Raw genomic sequence first — 17087 nt, forward strand, 5'->3', positions numbered from 1 at the left:
AAATCAATGACTACATTTGAATCACTGGGCTTACAAGAGCCTATCTTAAAGGGAATTACGGACCTGGGCTTCGTTTCCCCAACTCCCATCCAGGAACAGGCAATACCAGTATTGTTAGGAGGCGACCGCGATTTCGTAGGTCTGGCCCAGACGGGCACCGGTAAGACTGCTGCATTTGGCCTTCCATTGCTACAGCAACTGGATCTTAAAATAAATAAACCACAGGGACTGATCTTATGCCCTACCCGTGAACTCTGTTTACAGATCACCAATGATCTGAAAAACTTCAGCAAATACCTCGGCGATGTGAGCATCGTAGCTGTATATGGCGGTTCCAGCATTGTTCAGCAACTGCGTGAACTGAAAAGAGGAGTACACATTGTAGTGGCTACTCCTGGTCGTTTACTCGATATCATTGACCGTGGCGCCGTGAATTTTGAAAACGTGCGTTACGCAGTACTGGATGAAGCAGATGAAATGCTGAACATGGGATTCCAGGAAGATATCAACAGTATCCTGTCCAACACTCCGGAAGGAAAAACAACCTGGTTGTTTTCTGCTACCATGCCACAGGAAGTTCGCCGTATCGCCAAGAAATACATGGAAGATCCGTTTGAACTGACCGTAGGTAGCAAAAACAGCGGTAACGTTAATATAGAACACGAATACTACGTAGTGCGTCCGCGTGAAAAATATGCGGCCCTCAAACGTATCGTGGATTTCAATCCTGAAATTTTTGGTATCATCTTTACCCGTACCAAAATCGAATCACAGGAAATTGCTGAATCACTGATCAAGGACGGCTACAATGCAGATGCCCTGCATGGTGACCTCACGCAGCAACAGCGTGATAAAGTGATGAAACGTTTCCGTGAAAGAGCCTTACAGGTACTGGTGGCAACCGATGTGGCTGCCCGTGGTATCGACGTGGATAACGTAACACACGTTATTAACTACGATTTACCGGATGACGTAGAAAACTACACCCACAGAAGTGGTCGTACCGGTAGAGCAGGTAAATCAGGTATCTCTATTGCTATCATCAGCAGCCGTGATACCGGAAAGATCCGCCAGATCGAACGCGTTATCCAGAAGAAATTTGTAAAAGCAGAAGTACCGGATGGTTTCGCAGTATGTGAAAAACAACTGTTTGGCCTGGTGCATAAAGTACATAACGTAGTAGTAAACGAAGAGCAGATAGAGCCTTACATGGAGCGCATCAACGAAGAGTTTGCATCCATGACCAAGGAAGACCTGATCAAACGTTTTGCTTCCCTCGAATTTAACCAGTTCCTGGAATACTACCAGGATGCACCTGATCTGAATGCAAAAGATGACAGACGTGCAGGTACTTTGGGCGAAGACAGAGGTCCACGCAGAAGCGATGGCAAATTCACCCGTTTATTCATCAACCTGGGTTCAGTAGATGATTTCAACCGTGGCGATATGCTCCGTTACCTGTGCGACAACACTGGCTTACGTGGTAACAAAATCGGTCGTATCGATCTGAAAGGTGTTTACTCTTTCTTTGAAGTAGAGAACGAAGAACTGCCAAAAGTAACCGAAGCTTTCAAGAAAGTGGAGTACAATGGCCGCAGCGTGAGGATAGAAATGTCCCAGGATGGCGACAGACGTCCCCGCACCGGTGGTGGTGGCGATCGTGGTCCGCGCAGGGAAGATGGTCCGCGTAAAAGAAGCTGGAGTTCAGAAGGCGGCAGCAGCCGTCCGGGCGGTAGCCGCAGCGGTGGCGACAGACGCGAGTCTTTCGGCAGCGGTGGCAAACCTCCGTACAAGAAAAAATACTAATCCCGTAAAACGGAATAGCGATATTTAGCAAAAGGTGTCCTTCGGGGCACCTTTTTTGTTTTCAAGAAAATATCTGTTTCATCCTGACTGTCAATTTCCCAAAAATTAAACTATCTTGTTAATCCAGACACCCAATTCACACGTTACTATGACCGGAGATACAAAACGCGCTTTACAACAGTATGTAGAACCATTTACCCTTTTTTCTTCCAGTGATATTACACTTTTCCAGGCAGGCTCACATTACCGGCTATACGAAAAGTTTGGTGCGCACCCAATGGAGGTGGAGGGCGCCAATGGCACCTATTTCGCTGTTTGGGCACCCGATGCAGCGTTTGTAGCGGTGATGGGCGATTTTAACGGGTGGGATCATTACAGTCATACGCTATACCCGCGCTGGGATAGCTCCGGTATCTGGGAAGGTTTTGTACCAGGTGTGAAACCGGGTTCCCTCTATAAATACTTTATCCGGTCGAACAGTGGTGAAGAACTGATCAAAGGCGATCCTTATGCCAACTACTGGGAAGTACGTCCAAAAACAGCTTCCGTGGTGTGTCAGCTGGATTATGAATGGGATGATAAAAAATGGATGGACCATCGTCGTAAAAACAATGCGCTGGATAGTCCATATGCGGTTTACGAAGTACACCTTGGTTCCTGGCGCCGCCCGGATCCCAACGATCCGGAGCGGGTATATTCCTACCAGGAAATTGCCGATATGCTGGTGCCTTATGTGAAGGAGATGGGCTTTACCCATGTGGAACTGATGCCTGTGATGGAGCATCCTTTTGATGGTTCCTGGGGATATCAGATCGCCGGTTATTTTGCGCCAACATCCCGGTATGGTACGCCGCAGGACCTGATGGAAATGATTGAGGCCTTTCACCTGGCCGGTATCGGTGTGATACTCGACTGGGTGCCGTCCCATTTTCCTTATGATGCGCATGGCCTGTTCCGCTTTGATGGATCACATGTGTATGAGTATGCAGATATGCGGAAGGGCTATCATCCCGACTGGAACAGTTATATTTTCAATTATGCCCGTAATGAGGTCCGGTCGTTTTTACTCAGCAATGCCATATTCTGGCTGGATCGTTTTCATGCCGATGGCTTACGTGTAGATGCGGTGGCTTCCATGATACACCTCGACTACTCCCGGGAGCGGGGTGCCTGGCTGCCTAATGAACTGGGAGGCAATGAAAACCTGGAGGCGATCAGCTTCCTGAAGAAACTGAATGAAACAGTGTATGCGTTGTATCCGGATGTGCAGACCATTGCAGAAGATTCTACTTCGCATTATGGTGTGTCCCGGCCTACGTTTATGGGAGGACTGGGTTTTGGTATGAAATGGATGATGGGCTGGATGAATGACACCCTCGACTATTTCAAGAAAGATCCGATTCACCGGAAATGGTACCAGAATGACCTGACCTTCAGCCTGGTGTATGCTTTCGGAGAAAATTTCATGCTGCCGCTGAGTCATGATGAAGTGGTGCACGGGAAATCGCCCATGTTGTATAAGATGCCTGGCGATGACTGGCAACGATTTGCCAATCTGCGTTTGTTGTATAGTTATATGTATACCCATCCCGGTACCAAGTTGCTGTTTATGGGAGATGAGTTTGGGCAAACGTCCGAATGGAATTTCCGTGGGGAGCTGGACTGGCACCTCATGCAACATGCCACCCATAAGGGATTAAAGGCCTTTGTAAAAGATCTCAATGAATTTTATAAGGGTTCTACTGCGTTATATGAACAACAGTTTGATGCGGCAGGCTTTGAGTGGATTACTGTCAACGACTATGATAATTGTGTGCTGGCTTATGTGCGGAAGGGAAAAGCAGCGGGAGATATTTTGCTGGTAGTATTGAATATGACGCCGGTGGCCAGGGAGAACTACCTGGTAGGATTGCCGGTAGCCGGCCAATGGGAAGAAGTATTGAATAGTGATGCACCGGAATATTATGGAAGTGGAGTGGTGAACACCGGTATTATATCTACCGTAAAACAGACCTATAACGGTAGGGACTATACGATTTCCCTGCGTTTGCCGCCTTTGGGAGCTACCTTGTTAAAGCTCCGGCAACCAGATAGTAGTAAGCGCAGTTGACTTTTGACAGGAAAGGAATAGTTGATTTAAAATAAAAATTAAGGGAGATGTAAGCAGATATACCTGCTTTCATCTCCCTTAATTTTTTAACGTGAAAAAAAATAAGACATACAGTATCAAGATAATCAACGTCTTTAAAAAAGGTGCTTAAAAAATCCGTTTCCCGATTAAACCTTCCGGGTATTTCTCTATCTATTAACAGCCTGATCAAGATAACAATAAGGGGAGCGGGTGGTACGTTTTAAGTGGTATCGGAGATTCAACCAGGTCAGTTTCAAAAGTCCATATTTTTTATTTAGTTACATAAAACCGTTCTTTTATGAAAAACGTTCACCTCAAGCCGGGGCATGGTTTGGTGATGGCCGCACTAATGGCTGTTGCATTCCTGGGAGCCTGTAAAAAGGACAACTCCGCTTCCAATCAGCCGATACCGGAGAACAAACAAAAAGTAAGTCTTTATCTATCAGATGATCCGGGGTATTTCGACAAAGTATTACTGGACATCCGTAGCGTAGAAGTGCTGGTGGATACCTGTGGTAAAACGGATGATGAGAGCTGGTCCGACAGAGACCGTTGCTGGTGGGATGAAGACCACAGCCACGACCGGAACAGTGGCAAAGATACCTGCCAGTTATGGGATTCATTGGGTATCAAGCCGGGTGTGTACGATCTGCTGACGCTCCGTAACGGCGCAGATACATTACTGGCTGGTGGCGTTGTGAACAAGGGAACGATGGAGCGCATCCGTATCACCATCGGGGACAACAATTCCCTGGTAAAAGATGGCGTCACCTACCCGGTAAAATCAATTTCCGGACAATCTAAAATCATTGTAAGGGTGCGGCACTCAGAATGGGACGAATTGAGTAGCGACAACCTGCAGCTATGGCTGGACTTTGACGTGCAGCGTTCCATTATTAAGACCTGGAACGGAAAATTCATCCTGAAACCCTACATTAATGTATTTACCATTCTGAAAATGGGCAGTATTTCCGGCACAGTAACGCCATGGGATGCTTATCCGGTGATTTCCATCTATAACAATACTAATGACACGCTTTATGCACTGCCGTGGAGAAACGGAGATTTCAAGGTGCGTGGTTTAAAGGTGGGCGACAACTGGAACGTATTTGTAAATGCCTCCAATGGCTACCAGGACACCACGATTACCGGTGTGAAAGTAGAGCGGGGCAAGGATACCAAGGTGGGTAATATTAAGCTGCATAAGTAGCTCACATCATACAACTTTGATAACCCTTATTTGCTAATTTTTGGTTTAAAAGATTTGGGAAGATGAGGACGGTGTGAGCCGTTTTTGTCTTCCCAAATTATTTTCCTTCCTGGCAGAATAGGAAGAGAAGCAAAATTATATATGCAAAATATCTAAATTGTGTGAAAATAGGATCTATGAAAAGACTATTGTTTTTAAACTTCTTATTGCTATTGGTGTGGAGCCACAGTTTTTCCCAGGGGAAGCCCAATCAGCGTGATGGCCAAAACCGCAAGCAGGGGCGTTGGATAGAAGAGGTAGGAGAAGTGCGTGGAGAACCTGGTTATACCTGGGAAGGCGTTTATAAGAACGACCGTAAAGAAGGCGTCTGGAAAAAGACCTCCGCCATTGGTAATTTACTGGCAGAGGAAACTTACCGGAATAATGTGCTGGATGGATATTGCAAGTATTATTTTCCGAATGGAAAACTGAACGAAGAGGGGGCTTTCCTGGCAACAGAAATAGCGGGGCAGCGGGATACCATCCTGATAATAGATCCGGTAACGAATGCAGAAACGCCGACAGAGATTGTACGGTTGGGTAATTCTGTGCGTAACGGGGTATGGAAACTGTATGATGAGGAAACGGGAAAGATGGTAAAGGAATATTACAAACGCGGTGAAACCGTTACTGCTGGCGAAATTGGAGATACTACCACTGAGGCGGCGCCGGCAACCAGGCCCGCACCATTGCAATTGCCGCATGAAAATACCGGCAAGCATAAAAAGAAAGGTTGAGAAAATGAACAGGCTTCAAAGCTAAAATGAACAAAAAGATTTGTCCATTTTAGCTTTTTTTGTGTACTTTCATTAAAGGATGTGATCTTATAGAACCCGTAAGACGCCAATAATTTCTTATTGTAAAATCCTTTTAACTTGTTTGTATGAAAAGCCTTACTATCAACCACGCAGAAAATTCACAAGAATTACATGGAATGGACTATACCACGGACAAGATGGAAATCCTGTTCAGGGCTGTTTTTGTGTTCCTGGTATTTTGTGCGTTGACATCAATTATTTTCCTGTCTGTTTTCTATTAAGCATAAACAATCATATGGCGTTGTCGTCATCAACGAAGAAGGCTCAAAGATGATTAATTCATCTCTGAGCCTTCTCAATTTTGTACCTGTTTGCTAAATTGATTTTTTAAGATAAAACCTTTACCCAGTAGGGGTTTGGCAGAACAGGATCATTATTTTCCTTTCAAACTTTCTTAACTCAATGTTAATAAGTTATTCATTTTGTTCATTGTGCTTTGACATTTTGTACAATGATATTAAGCATCTAATTTTGATATCTCTAAAGTTGGCATAGGTTATGAAACCGGCGCGAGATCTCTATCTGAAGTGCCTTTTCTTTTTACCACTTTAGCAAATGCTTTACTTCATTATAATTTCTTCAAAGTTTCTTGGTACTACAAATGAAATAGTATTATCTGTTTGCAGATTGGCGGCAGTTAAGACGATTGCTTGTCCGTCTACCAGCAGGGTAGCAGGCTTGAACGGCAGTCCGTGTACTGTTACGCGGTAATTTTTATATGAAGATTCGTAGTTGACAAAAAACTGTTTTTTCAGATACAGTTGTTGTGCCGTAGACCGTTGCTTGAAGCGGATCACATTGTACTGGCCATTTTTGTAGCCATAATGATCACCGGCATCTTCATATAGCACGCTTTTCACTTCTTCTTCCCCGAAGTATACATGAAGCAGCATTTCCGTTACCGGTGTTTGCTGGGTGTATTGCATGGCAGGGTATTCCGGTAGCACGGCGCCGGCTTTTACAAACAGCGGCATTTCATCCAGCGGTGTTTTCACCGTAACGTTACTGGCGCCGGTAAATGCCTGGTCATTGAAGAAGTAGTACCATTTGCCTGCGGGCAGGTATACCGATTTTTCCTGCATGCCTTTTTCGCTCACGTGACTGATCAGCAGCGAATCGCCGAACATAAACTCGTGGTTACAGTTGTAGGTGGCAGGATCCTTCTGTGCCACAAAAGCCAATGGGCGCAACATAGGCGTACCATGTGCGGAATATTGCCAGAAGGTGGTATACAGGTAAGGCAGCAGTTTATATCTTAAGGTGATAAACTTATTGACTACTTTTTCATAATCGGCGCCAAAGCTCCATGGCTCCTGGTTAAAGCCGGTTTCATTACTGGCGGAATGGGTACGCATCAGCGGATGAAACACTGCCAGCTGGATCCAGCGGGTATAGAGTTCTCCGTCTGGTTCACCGATAAAGCCGCCGATATCGCTGCCGGTAAAGGAGATGCCGGAAACGGATAAGCGCTGGCATTGCACACTGGCCAGCCAGAGATGTTCCCAGCTGGATACGTTGTCGCCCGTCCATACAGAAGACCAGCGTTGTACACCGGAGTAGCAGGAGCGGGTGATGAGGAAAGAGCGTTGTGGCATCAGGTATTTTTTCATACCGGCAGCCGTGGCCTTACTCATCAGGTGACCATATACGTTGTGTGCCTTGCGGTGACTTACTTCTTCTCCATCATAATCGTGGCGCACATCTTCCGGGAAAGTACCCATTTCGAATACGGCTGGTTCGTTCATATCGTTCCACACGCCGCGAACGCCCGTTTCTGCCAGGCTTTTGCAAAGGCCGGCCCACCAATCGCGTACTTCGGGGTTGGTGAAATCGGGGAACACGCATTTACCCGGCCATACATCTCCTTCCATGAGCGCACCATCGGCACGTTTACAGAAGTAATTATTTTTGATGCCTTCCTGGTAAACGGCGTAATCGGTATCGACTTTAATACCCGGATCAATGATCACCACCACTTTAAATCCTTCTGCCGCCAGTTCCTTGATCAGGCCAGCCGGATCGGGGAACCATTCCTTGTTCCAGGTAAAGCAGCGGAAGCCTTCCATATAGTCGATGTCGAGATAGATCACATCGCAGGGGATCTGGCGTGTCCGGAATTCTTTAGCGATTTCCTTTACCCGGGTATCCGGATAATAGCTCCAGCGGCACTGGTGGTATCCCAAAGCCCAGAGGGGCGGGAGTTCCGGGGTACCGGTAATTTTTGTATAGGATTCAGCCACTTCCAGCAGGTCGGGGCCGTAAATAAAATAGTAGTTCATTTCACCGCCACGGGCCCAGAAACTGCATGCATCTTCCCTTTCCTTACCAAAATCGAAGATGGTGCGGAAGGTGTTGTCGAAGAAGATACCGTAGCCGATACCGTGATGCAGGCCATAGTAGAAGGGAATATTGCGGTACAAAGGATCGGTTCCTTTCTGATAACCGTAGGCATCTGTACCGTAGTTTTCGAGGCGTTTGCCCCGGAGGTTCAGTTCTGTCGGTTTATCCCCCAGACCGTAAAAGCATTCTCCTTCCTGTACTAACTTGCTGCAATACTGTATTTTACCACCTTTCAGCAGGTAGTGCTGCCAGTGATAACCCATTTCATCCTGGTTAATCACTTTGCCTTCCTTATCAGAAATAGTAATGCGGAGATTGTCGCGGGCAATAAATACCCGTAGTTCGTGGGTGTATATTTCAAAAGTTTCTTCCCATTCCTTAATGCCAAAAGCGATCGGTGATTCTTCGAGTGTATCGCTGGTTGCGTATGAAAAATCTCTCTGGAAAGAGCCTTCAGCTGCGTATCTGAAGCGGATGATCTTGTCGGCGATTACCCTCACCTCCAGGATTGTTTCCGTTGTATAAAAACAAAAATAATTTCCTTCCTTTTTCCATTCCCTGATGCTATCCGGGTAGTGTTTTGCGCCGTATTTACTTGACGAGGTTTCAACTTGCATAATCTCTTTTTCTGGATACATGGTAATACATTACCATGGTCTTAAATTACATAAAAATTCAGAGTACTTATAGTCCTTTTACGTTGGATGCTTGTTTTTCTGCGTTTACCCTTTAAAATAGCAGCTTTGCAAAAAATACCCGCTAATAAATAAATTACTTATTAACTTCATATCAATAAATTTACTTTTTGCTTTAACCTATTTTAGTGGGTGCACCTTTCCAGGAGCACCTTTTTGTTGGCCGTGAACTCATCCCCCTACTTTTCCTCCAACAGTCCTGTATTCACACCATGTGTTGCCGGGCCTTTGTGTTCCGGATCCAGTACAGCAATATTTTTACCTGCCAGGAATACGCGGTGTCCTTTTCTTGCTTTTACAGCCACGTTGAATCCGTTGCCGATTTTTTGCCAGTTCATGCCGCCGTCTATAGAAATATCCGTGCCGGAAGTACCGGTGGCGACCAGATGGCTGTTATTGATCCAGGCTACGCACGACTTGTAGCCGCCTGGCGGCGTAACCGGCGCAAACCAGTTGCGGCCTCCGTTGGTCGTTATCATACAGTTCCCTGCTCTGGCAGTGTCCTGTTTATAATCGCCTCCTACTGCGATACCTTGGCGGGTATCCAGGAAAGCGATGGAAAAAACACCCCTAGTTGCGCTGCCCTGCACCACAGGAATCGTATAGGCCTGCCAGTTATTTCCGTTTTTAAGCGTCTGTTTGTTGCTTTGTTGCTGACTATCGTTGTGCTTGCGCGAGCTACTTTTAAAAAGCCGGGCTACACTGCCGCCGGTCGCAAAATAAACGTTATTTCCGGGAAGTGCCACCACACTGGTACCGCTGGCGGCAAAAATGGCTTCTCCTTCGTTGGCATCGGGCAATGTTGAAATGGGGTCGGGTTCCCAGCTGCGGCCGCCGTTATGTGTGCGAATGACAGTAAATTGATGCGCCAGCGGGTCGCCGATAGCAATACCTTCTTTATCATTAAAAAACTGCATGGCGTCGAAGAAGATGCCCTGGCGGTCATCCCGGAATACCTGGGTCCAGGAAGTTCCCCCATCTACGGTTAAAAAAATCAGGGCAGGCTCCCCGGCGTTCAGTACAATGGCTTTACGCGCATCAAAAGCATAGAGAGAGCGCCAGTCGCAGCTATCGCAGCCGGGTACGATATGCCATTGCCAGTGTTCTCCGCCATCGGTACTGATACCCACCTGGCCACCGGTGCCGGAAGCCCATACAATATTATCTGTTACCGCGCTGAGTCCCCGGATACTTTTCACCGGGGTAACAGCAATTGTTCTTACTTCATAGGGCGCCGGCGGCTGTTGCGCTCCGGCCGGCAGAAAAAGAAATAACAATGCAGCGAAAAGCAGGTAGCAGATACCCCTGCGTCCGTTAGGGGCGAAAGGCCACTGCCATGTGTTTAAGGCGAACCGTACGATCGTTGCGTTGGCTGTTGTCATAGAGTATATTATTTAAATCCAATCTGTTATCAGCAAGAAAATTACAAAATTGCTACAAAGTGTGACACAGATTTATATATTTGCAAAATACCTAACCTGCTTACTCATTAACAATAATCAAGTGCATCAACCGCATCGCTTAAAAATGTTTATCCTATGCTGCATAACGGGATTGCTTCCCGGGTTGCTCCGTGCACAGGATAAGCCATACATTTTTGACAGCTACAGTGTTAATGAGGGACTTTCACAAAGCACCGTCTTTGATATTACCCGCGATGACCAGGGATTTATGTGGATTGCCACCCGCGATGGTGTAAACCGTTTCGATGGCTATACCTTTAATGAATACCGCTATAAACCCAGTTCGCTCTATAAAGCAGGAGAGGGCAAAGGGGAACTGGTTCCCAGGGGCTCTACCGGCAACCGCGCTGTGATCAACCGCTTCGATCTGAAAGGATACAAAGGTTTTTCTTTTTACAAAGATAGTCGCTCGCAACTGCTGCTCGCCCATAACAACGGCATCAGTGTATACGATAAATACCGGAACAATTTCGCCGGTGTGTTTGAAGATACGGTGTATGTAAATGCACAGGAGCGCGACAATAATGCGAAATTTATTATCCTGGGAGAAGATACCGCTGCCAACAACCTCTGGGTATGGCGGCCTATGAAAGGATTGTACGTACTGGATAATACCACCTATAATAAACGCCGGATCATTCTGTACCCGCCGCAGTTTACACAGAGAGGCATCCTGCCTACCGTAGCCATGAAAGATGGGAATACGATCTGGATGAACGGAGACCAGGGAGAACTGTACTCACTGAATATTAAAAACCTCCGGATCTCAACGTATTGTTTACCAGGTGTAGGCAGCAAACCATTACTCCGCAACCTGAACAAGGATTCCATGATCATTGTGAGTGCGGGGCATATTACCATCTTCAATAAACAACGTAATAAATTCAGTGACCTGGCCTTTGATATCAAGAATGAAAAGGGAGAACCTTTTATTCCTGCTGTGTCGGAAGTCGATCAGTTTGGCAATGTGTGGATAGGTGGCAGCGACGGTGTGATCATTTACAGTATTGCACGGAATGAGATTCTGCGGCATATTGTGAGCTTCAACACTTTTGAAACACGGTCATTCAATGATGTATCCTGTCTGTATCGCGACCAGTCCGACAATATGTGGGTAGGGACCGATGGAGATGGCATGAAAAAATATTCGCCTCACAAGAAAGTCTTTAACCTGTACCGGTCTCCCTATATTACCCACAACATGGTGCAGGCGGTTTACAAACATGACGATGGTAAACTGTATGTAGGGCTTATGCGGGACGGACTGAATATTTATGAAGACGGAGGCAAGTTCCTGGAGCGTATTTCGAATGAATTATATCCGGGAAAATTTCCGGGCAACGACCTTGGCGCCATTTGCCGGGAGAACGGCGACCAGCTCTGGCTTCATTTTGCAGGGATGCATATCGGGTTGTTCAATGTAGAAACGAAGTCATTCCTCGATCTGACGGGGAAAGTAACTGCGTTGGGTTTACCCACACAAAAGGATCCGTTTCCGTTCCTGTTCAAGCGTACCAATGGCCAGTTATATTTCAACTATGGCAGCTACCTGCTGATGTTTGATGACACCAATAAAGGCTACGATGTAGCGGTGGTGCATAATTTTACCGATGAAGTACTGACTACTTTTTATGAAGATTATATGGGTAACCAGTACGTGGGTACGAAATCAGGATTATATGCTAAAAGTGTAGCAGATTCCCGGTGGAAGAGTTACTATCTTCCTGCCGGCTCTACGGTAAAATCTATTAATAAGAATGCGCATAAAGAGTTGCTGGTGGCCACCAACAAGGGATTATTCATTATGGATGATGCCGGCAGAATCAAGCAGCATTACAATAGTTACGACAATCCCAAACTGATCAATGATTACATGTATGGGGTGTTGCTGGACGATAAAGACAGAATTTGGGTAAGCCACAATAAGGGGTTATCGCAGATTAATCCGTTAACAGGAGAGATCACCACGTACAACTATGAAGATGGATTGCAATCCAATGAGTTCAATACCGGTGCTTTTTACAAATCAATTGACGGGGAATTATTTTTCGGAGGGATCCGTGGCGTGAATGGTTTTTATCCGAAGAACTTCCGGGATAACCTGTCGAATGCCAAGGTGATTATCCGGAGGATGGAAGTGCTGGATAAGCCTTATGAATCAGATACGGCCATTTCCCTGCTGAAGAAAGTGGAACTGCCATATAACCAGAATACGATAGCGATAGAATTTGTGCCACTGGAATATACCAATCCGTTGAAGAACAAAGTGCAGTACAAGCTGGAAGGAGCGGATGAAGACTGGGTACAGGCGGGTACTTTCCGCATGGCGAGGTATACGAATCTACATCCCGGGAGTTATATTTTTAAACTGCGGGGATCGAATAATGATGATATCTGGAGTACGGCGCCTACCACGCTGGAGATCGTAATCCGGATTCCATTCTGGCAGTCGCTGTGGTTCCGCTTTTTGCTACTGTTGTTGTTGCTGGGTATTGCGTACTACTTCTCTACTTTATACCTGGATTATAAGATACGGCATGAGAAGCTGAAGCTGGAGAAAGAGCAGGCGGTAGACCAGGAGCGGGCGCGTATTTCAAGTGATATGCATGACGATCTTGGATCGGGATTATCGACCATCCGTTTATTGAGCGAGGTGGCGAAGCGTAAAATCCAGGATCCCACTCAGACGCGGGAAATAGAGCGTATTTCTGAAACGGCAGGAGAGATGGTAGACAAAATGAGTGAGATCATCTGGGCGATGAGTTCATCGAATGATTCGCTGGCTAACCTGATCGCCTATATGAGAAGTTTTGCGGCAGAGTTTTTAGAGCATGCGCATATTACACATCAGTTTTATATTCCGGAAACGATCCCTAATATCAAGCTGAGTGGGGGAACGAGAAGGAATATCTACCTGGCAGTGAAAGAATCGCTGCATAATGTGGTGAAGCATGCAAAGGCCACCGAGGTAATTGTAGAAGTAAAGATGCATAAGAATATGACGATCATGATAAAGGACAATGGAAAGGGATTTGACCAGGAGAAAGTAAGATTATTCGGAAATGGTTTAAAAAATATTCAAAAGAGGATGATATCTGTAGGGGGAAATGCGGATATCAGCTCGAACAATGGAACAATAGTTTTTCTCGATATCCCACTAAATTAACATACATTTGTTTTTAATAACATTTAAGTGTTATAATTCCTTTAAACATGACGGTATACTCAAAGAAGAAGTCCCAGGATAACATGGACACTATCACTATTGCGATAGTAGAAGATAATCATGATATCCGCACGGCTATGGAATTGCTGATTAATGGTTCTGACGGTTATGCCTGTGTTGGGACATTCAATAATGCTGAAACGGCGGTGGAGCAGATACCTCAGCTGATGCCCAATGTGGTGCTGATGGATTTTAACCTGCCGGGCGGCATGAATGGTATTGAATGTATTGCGCAGTTGAAACGGGAGCATCCCGATATGCAGTTTATGATGCTGACAGTATATGAAGATGATGATAAGATCTTTATGGCGCTGGAGGCCGGTGCGAGTGGTTATATTCTCAAGAAAACATCTCCCGGTGAATTACTCGAAGCGATCCGTGATCTGTATGATGGCGGTTCTCCGATGAGTTCGCAAATAGCCAGAAGGGTAGTGGCGTTTTTCCAGAAGCAGGCGAAACCAAATCCGGCGCTGGAAGCCCTGACTACGCGTGAGAAAGAAATCCTGGATCAATTATCCAAAGGATACCTGTACAAAGAAATTGCGAGCAATCTTTTTATCAGTATTGAAACGGTAAGACGTCACGTGCACAATATCTATGAGAAATTGCACGTACGCAGCCGTACAGATGCTGTCAACAAATATTACAACCGATAGTCAGATAATTCAGGGATTTTATTGTTTCATGTTATATGGAGCAACAAAATCCCTGAATGCTTTTATCAGCGGTGTCCGGCTTTAGGCTTGAACACCAGGTGTACAGACAATACCACAGCGGCAATCAACAGACAGGCGAGTTTAAATAATAAACCAGTTTTCATAGGATAGGGATTATACGGTTAATAGGTAATATGGTTAAGTCTGAGACATAACTCTCCCTGATGGCTATTGCCAGGCTGATGTGACCAGTTGTGAATATTGTAATAAAGCCGGTTGTTGTAATTATATAGATGTGTTGATCATCGCATCATCTGCCATGAATCAAATTTCCGGATAAGGCGCAGGAATTTATTTCCGATGCTGTTATCCTGTTCTTTTTTAATGAAGTAGGTTGCGACCAGCGCCACCAGAATAACTGCAGTAAGCAGTAAGAGAAATAGTATTTTCATAAGGACATAGGTTAGGATATCTCAAAAAAGTTGACTTATGTAAATATAACGATATTTTTGATATAAGGTTTCTTTCACATTAACTTTTTTTATACCATTTTCATGTGATCACCCCGAAAATACCCTTTACCACGCTTCCAGTCCTCGAAATATAAAATTTAACAGTCTTAATACATTGATAATAAATATTGTAAGCATAGTGTATAACTTATACTTGGGATGATTCCCTGAATCCTTTATTTTTGCCAGCAATCACTTTTTGCTAAAAGATTTAGTATCCTTGCAGAAGATTGAATTACCTACGAAACAATAGTATTTAGGAAATTATAATATATTATGGCAAACACGGACAAAACGGATAACAAAGATCTATTTGCTTCCTATACGGAAGACTCCATACGGTCGCTGGACTGGCGGGAGCATATCCGCCTCCGGCCTGGTATGTATATCGGTAAACTGGGAGATGGATCGAGTATGGATGATGGTATTTACATCCTGCTCAAAGAGGTAACGGATAACTGTATTGACGAGCATACCATGGGCTTTGGCAAACAGGTGGATATCAAGGTAACAGAACATCATGTCACGGTCCGGGATTTTGGTCGTGGTATTCCTTTGGGGAAAGTGGTGGATGTAGTGAGCAAGATCAATACCGGCGCCAAATACGACAGCAAGGCCTTTCAGAAGTCTGTAGGTTTGAACGGGGTGGGTACGAAGGCCGTAAACGCTTTGTCCAGCTATTTCAAAGTGCAATCAGTGCGTGATGGCCGCATGAAAGTGGCGGAGTTTGAAAGAGGCGTCTTAATAAAAGAGCATAAAGAAACGGCTACCACGGAACCTAATGGTACCCTGGTAACATTTACACCGGATGATACGGTATTTAAGAACTATCGTTTTATCCCGGAATTCCTGGAGAACCAGATCTGGAACTATTGCTTCCTGAATGCGGGCCTCACCGTCAGCTTCAACGGCAAAAAATATATCTCCAAGAATGGTTTGCTGGACCTGCTCCAACGCAAAACCAACGAAGAAGACCTGCGCTACCCTATCATTCACCTGAAGGGAGAAGATATTGAAGTGGCGATCACCCACGAAAGCCAGTATGGAGAAGAATACTATTCCTTTGTAAACGGTCAGCATACCACCCAGGGTGGTACGCACCTGGCGGCCTTCCGCGAGGCTTTTGTGAAAACGGTGCGCGACTTCTACAAGAAAGATTACGAAGCAACAGATATCCGTGCATCCATTTGCGCAGCGGTGTCTATCAGGGTACAGGAGCCGGTGTTTGAATCGCAGACAAAGACCAAACTGGGTTCCCAGGTGGTATTTGAAGGCGGTCCATCTGTAAAGGCGTTTGTACTGGAATTCCTTTCCAAGCACCTGGATGATTACCTGCACCGTAACCCGGCTATCGCCGAAGCGTTGAAGAAACGTATTGAGCAGAGTGAGCGTGAACGTAAAGAACTGGCAGGTATCAAGAAACTGGCCAACGAAAGAGCAAAGAAAGCGAACCTGCATAACCGCAAGCTGCGCGACTGCCGTCTGCACCTGAATGATGAACTGACCGGAAAAGACAAGGCAGAACAGGAAGCACGACGCTTGGATACCACCGTATTCATTACGGAAGGTGATTCCGCGAGCGGCTCCATCACCAAATCCCGCAATGTGGAAACACAGGCCGTGTTCAGTTTGCGTGGTAAACCGCTGAACAGTTTCGGTCTTACCAAGAAGGTGGTATACGAAAATGAAGAGTTCAATCTCCTGCAACATGCGCTGAATATCGAAGAAGGACTGGAAGGCCTGCGCTACAACAACATTGTGGTGGCTACCGATGCCGATGTGGATGGGATGCACATCCGTTTGCTGCTGCTGACTTTCTTCCTGCAGTTTTTCCCCGACCTGGTGAAAAACGGACACGTGTATATCCTGGAAACGCCGCTGTTCAGGGTACGTAACAAGCAGCAAACCATTTACTGCTATAACGAAGACGAGAAACAGAAAGCAGTAAAGAAACTGGGCAACAAACCGGAGATAACCCGGTTTAAAGGATTGGGAGAAATTTCCCCGGATGAGTTTGGCCGTTTTATCGGAGAAGATATCCGCATAGAGCCGATCATTTTATCGAAAGATATTCATATCCAGAAGTTACTGGAATACTATATGGGTAAAAACACCCAGACCCGCCAGGAGTTTATCATCAACAACCTGCGGTATGAAAAGGATTTAGTTGAAGAAACAGTATAGGAAGGCA

Annotated in this window: 11 protein-coding genes; 8 read left to right on the forward strand and 3 right to left on the reverse strand. The window is 45.6% G+C overall.

The genetic code is table 11. The features are described 5' to 3' along the window. Positions 1–6 precede the first annotated feature (6 nt). From BMW79_RS14895 to BMW79_RS33885, 5 genes are all read left to right on the forward strand, one after another. Entirely contained in the window at positions 7–1806 is a 1800-nt protein-coding gene (locus tag BMW79_RS14895) for a DEAD/DEAH box helicase (RefSeq protein WP_089896028.1), read from the forward strand. A 148-nt stretch (positions 1807–1954) separates the two neighbouring features. Further along, positions 1955–3916 (forward strand): 1,4-alpha-glucan branching protein GlgB, encoded by a 1962-nt coding sequence (gene glgB / locus BMW79_RS14900; RefSeq protein WP_089896029.1) that lies wholly within the window; start codon positions 1955–1957, stop codon positions 3914–3916. Between the two features lie 319 nt (positions 3917–4235). After that, positions 4236–5147, forward strand: coding sequence for a DUF4382 domain-containing protein (locus tag BMW79_RS14905; protein WP_089896030.1), 912 nt, complete (start codon positions 4236–4238; stop codon positions 5145–5147). A 176-nt stretch (positions 5148–5323) separates the two neighbouring features. Further along, entirely contained in the window at positions 5324–5923 is a 600-nt protein-coding gene (locus tag BMW79_RS14910; protein WP_089896031.1) for a toxin-antitoxin system YwqK family antitoxin, read from the forward strand. Between the two features lie 146 nt (positions 5924–6069). Next, complete coding sequence (locus BMW79_RS33885; protein ID WP_177192175.1) at positions 6070–6225, forward strand: hypothetical protein; 156 nt, start codon at positions 6070–6072, stop codon at positions 6223–6225. A 339-nt stretch (positions 6226–6564) separates the two neighbouring features. Here BMW79_RS33885 and BMW79_RS14915 read toward each other — a convergent pair whose 3' ends face one another. Both BMW79_RS14915 and BMW79_RS14920 read right to left on the reverse strand, forming a co-directional pair. Continuing rightward, positions 6565–8961: a glycoside hydrolase family 31 protein gene (locus BMW79_RS14915; RefSeq protein WP_089896032.1), complete on the reverse strand. Its 2397-nt coding sequence runs from the start codon at positions 8959–8961 to the stop codon at positions 6565–6567. Positions 8962–9218: 257 nt separating this feature from the next. After that, positions 9219–10421, reverse strand: coding sequence for a WD40/YVTN/BNR-like repeat-containing protein (locus tag BMW79_RS14920; protein ID WP_089896033.1), 1203 nt, complete (start codon positions 10419–10421; stop codon positions 9219–9221). Between the two features lie 145 nt (positions 10422–10566). Here BMW79_RS14920 and BMW79_RS14925 point away from each other — a divergent pair, with 145 nt between their 5' ends. Further along, positions 10567–13668 carry a ligand-binding sensor domain-containing protein gene (locus BMW79_RS14925; RefSeq protein WP_089896034.1) on the forward strand — a complete coding sequence of 1034 codons (3102 nt, stop codon included), beginning with the start codon at positions 10567–10569 and terminating at the stop codon, positions 13666–13668. A 47-nt stretch (positions 13669–13715) separates the two neighbouring features. Beyond that, positions 13716–14384, forward strand: a complete 669-nt coding sequence (locus tag BMW79_RS14930) for a response regulator transcription factor (RefSeq protein ID WP_079468073.1) — start codon at positions 13716–13718, stop codon at positions 14382–14384. Positions 14385–14686: 302 nt separating this feature from the next. Here the strand turns inward: BMW79_RS14930 and BMW79_RS33890 are convergent, their stop codons facing one another. After that, entirely contained in the window at positions 14687–14836 is a 150-nt protein-coding gene (locus tag BMW79_RS33890; protein WP_177192176.1) for a hypothetical protein, read from the reverse strand. 336 nt (positions 14837–15172) lie between these two features. Here BMW79_RS33890 and BMW79_RS14935 point away from each other — a divergent pair, with 336 nt between their 5' ends. After that, complete coding sequence (locus BMW79_RS14935) at positions 15173–17080, forward strand: DNA topoisomerase IV subunit B (RefSeq protein WP_089896035.1); 1908 nt, start codon at positions 15173–15175, stop codon at positions 17078–17080. Positions 17081–17087: the final 7 nt, after the last annotated feature.

Source organism: Chitinophaga arvensicola (assembly GCF_900110835.1).
Lineage (GTDB): Bacteria > Bacteroidota > Bacteroidia > Chitinophagales > Chitinophagaceae > Chitinophaga > Chitinophaga arvensicola.